This window comes from Nocardiopsis lucentensis DSM 44048 (assembly GCF_000341125.1).
In the GTDB taxonomy this organism is placed as follows: domain Bacteria; phylum Actinomycetota; class Actinomycetes; order Streptosporangiales; family Streptosporangiaceae; genus Nocardiopsis; species Nocardiopsis lucentensis.
Window position 1 is genome coordinate 1 of sequence record NZ_ANBC01000914.1, and the last position, 2,475, is coordinate 2,475.

At 68.2% G+C, this 2,475-nt stretch carries 3 protein-coding genes; 1 reads left to right on the forward strand and 2 read right to left on the reverse strand.

The genetic code is table 11. The features are described 5' to 3' along the window. Window positions 1-219: 219 nt before the first annotated feature. Window positions 220-684 (reverse strand): hypothetical protein, encoded by a 465-nt coding sequence (locus D471_RS0131415; RefSeq protein ID WP_017602282.1) that lies wholly within the window; start codon window positions 682-684, stop codon window positions 220-222. A gap of 252 nt (window positions 685-936) precedes the next feature. After that, entirely contained in the window at window positions 937-1,743 is an 807-nt protein-coding gene (locus D471_RS0131420) for an SDR family NAD(P)-dependent oxidoreductase (protein WP_017602283.1), read from the reverse strand. Window positions 1,744-1,836: 93 nt separating this feature from the next. Between D471_RS0131420 and D471_RS0131425 the strand changes: the two genes are divergently transcribed. Further along, window positions 1,837-2,454: a TetR family transcriptional regulator gene (locus D471_RS0131425; RefSeq protein ID WP_017602284.1), complete on the forward strand. Its 618-nt coding sequence runs from the start codon at window positions 1,837-1,839 to the stop codon at window positions 2,452-2,454. Window positions 2,455-2,475: the final 21 nt, after the last annotated feature.

Genomic DNA, 2,475 nt, shown 5'->3' on the forward strand with positions numbered 1-2,475 from the left:
GGCTCTCCGAGGGAGGCGACATGACCAGCGATGATCCTCTGACAGTCCCTGGAGGCCCTCGCCCAACTCGCAGTCATCGCTGACGGCAGTGGCGGTGGTTTCCGTCTTCACCGCCGGCACTGCTGACGAACGCCGAGGCGCCGCCGCGGTCCGTCTTCCCAACTGCGAGAACGTCCTGGATGACGTTTCACCCGATCGGGGCGGGATCCACGTCTCTCGTCAGCCTTCTTGCGGGGCGGCGTTGACGCAGTACACGTGCGCGTTCACGTCCGGCTCGTGTTCGAGCAGGTGGTCGATGGTGCCCCAGAACAGGGGCAGCCACGGGTGGGGGAGGGCCCTCTCACGGTCGAGCCGGTCACCGTAGAAGGGATCTCCCTCGTGGAACCCGGCCGCCTGGATGAGCGAACACGCGGGAGCGGGGGAGCCCTCCACCGGGCCGATCCGGCAGCCGAAGGTCGTCCGGTTGGGGCTGGGCTCCAAGGGGCTGTCGGGGTTCCAGTCGTCGTCCATGACGATGTCGACGTAGGCCTCGTGTACGTCGCCGTGGTTGTAGAGATGGGCGTAGTAGATCGCGAACGCGCCGTGTTCGCTGTTGACGAAGCCGCAGATCCGTAGGTGTTCGGAGCCGCAGTGGCCGCACGTGAAGGGGGTGACCTGGCGGTCAGGGTCGATTCTCGGTCGCATCCCCGAACTATCCCACCCCGTACCGACATTCATCCCTGTCCGTAGCGAAGGAGCCGCCTTCGTCGACACCGTCTTCGCTTCCGGAGTCCGGATTCCTCGGACGAGTCGTGGAAGAGCCCACCCCGATCCAGCTCTGTCCTCCTGTCACGGTGTCCAGGGCCGCGCGGCCAACGAGAGCCCGGTGGGCGCCCACAGCGCTCCCCTCGCCGGTCAGAGCGCTGCCCCACGGGACCGGGCCTACGTGGTCGGCGGTCACCGGGCCGTGTTCGAGCGGCTCATCATCGCTCCCAGGGCCATGGTGTTCCACCGGCGGCTCACCAGGCGCGTGAGCAGGGAGGCGATCCGGTTGGACCGGCCGGCGATCACGCTGGGCGGGGGGTTCCTCCGGTCGAGTGTGGCCAGAGCCGTCCTGACGACGTCCTTCGCCGTCATCCTCCGCATCCCGCCGTCGGCCCCCTCACCGGCGACCTCGAAGAACTCGGTCTGGGTGGCCCCGGGGGACAGGGCGAGCACGCGCAGACCGGTGTCGCGTGACTCGTACCACAGCGCCTCGGTGAAGTTCAGGACGAACGCCTTGGCCGCGCCGTAGACGGCCAGTGCGGGAGCCGCCTGGTAGGCCGCCATGCTCGCGACGTTGACCAGGAACCCGTCACCGCGCTCGCGCAGGCCTGCGATGAAGGCGCGGCTGATGTCGACGACACTCGTGACGTCCACGGCGATCTCGGTGGCCAGGCGTTCCCGGTCCTCCTCGTGGAAGGGTCCGTAGGTGGCGAACCCCGCGTTGTTGACGACGCTCGTGACCTCGACTCCTCGATCGGCCAGTTCCCGTTCGAGGGCCTCTCCCGCCCGGGGCGTCGCCAGGTCCATGGAGACCGCGGTGGCGTCGGTCCCGTACTTCTCGGCGAGTTCTCCCGCGAGCTTCTCGAGCCGGTCGCGACGGCGCGCGACGAGCACCACGCCGGCGCCGCGGGCGGCGACCTGGCGGGCGAACTCCGCGCCCAGACCCGAACTCGCTCCCGTGATGAGGACCGTCTGCCTGCGGTAGTCGATCGCGTTCATGTGCGCCTCTCTCCTTCGATTGATTGTCACCATATGACCGTCTGACACTGAGTGTCAATCAGGCATTCGGGGGCACATGGTTACGATCGAAGCGTGAAACCAGGAGAGACGAACACCGAGCGTCTGTGGACGCGTTCCCGTCGCGCGGCGTACGCGGAGATCACCGACATCGCGATGGGCCTGTTCCTGAGCAAGGGCTTCGACGCCACGACGATCGACGACATCGCGAGCGCCTCCGGCATCTCCCGGCGGTCGTTCTTCCGGTATTTCGGTACCAAGGAGGACATCGTGCTCGGCGACCTCACACAGGAGGGCGAGGAGGCCAGGCGCGCGCTGGAGGAACGCCCTGATTCCGAGCCCCCGTGGGCCGCCTTGCGCAACGTGCTGCTGAGCGTCACCGGCGAGTCCCGTGACCGCGAACGCATGCTCAAGGTCACGAGGATGATGTACGAGACCCCCTCGCTCAGGTCTCGGTGTATCGAGAAACACCTTCAGTGGCAGACCCAGATGACGCCCGAGGTCCGACGTCGGCTCGCCCGGGGGCACACCGACGGGCCGTGGCTGGACGTACGCGCCCAGTCCCTGGTCGCGTGTGCCATCGCCTGCCTGGACGTCGCCGGTGAGGCGTGGGCCCGCGCGGACGGGCGCGTGGCCCTGGGTGAGCTTCTGGAGTCGGCGTTCGACGCGGTCGGTGACACGTGTGAGCCGTGAGGCTCCCCGCCGACGGCGGGG

Excerpts from the sequence above, each read along its gene's own strand:
- D471_RS0131415 (WP_017602282.1), bottom strand. The coding sequence starts at position 684 with ATGCGACCGAGAATCGACCCTGACCGCCAGGTCACCCCCTTCACGTGC.
- D471_RS0131420 (WP_017602283.1), bottom strand. The coding sequence starts at position 1,743 with ATGAACGCGATCGACTACCGCAGGCAGACGGTCCTCATCACGGGAGCG.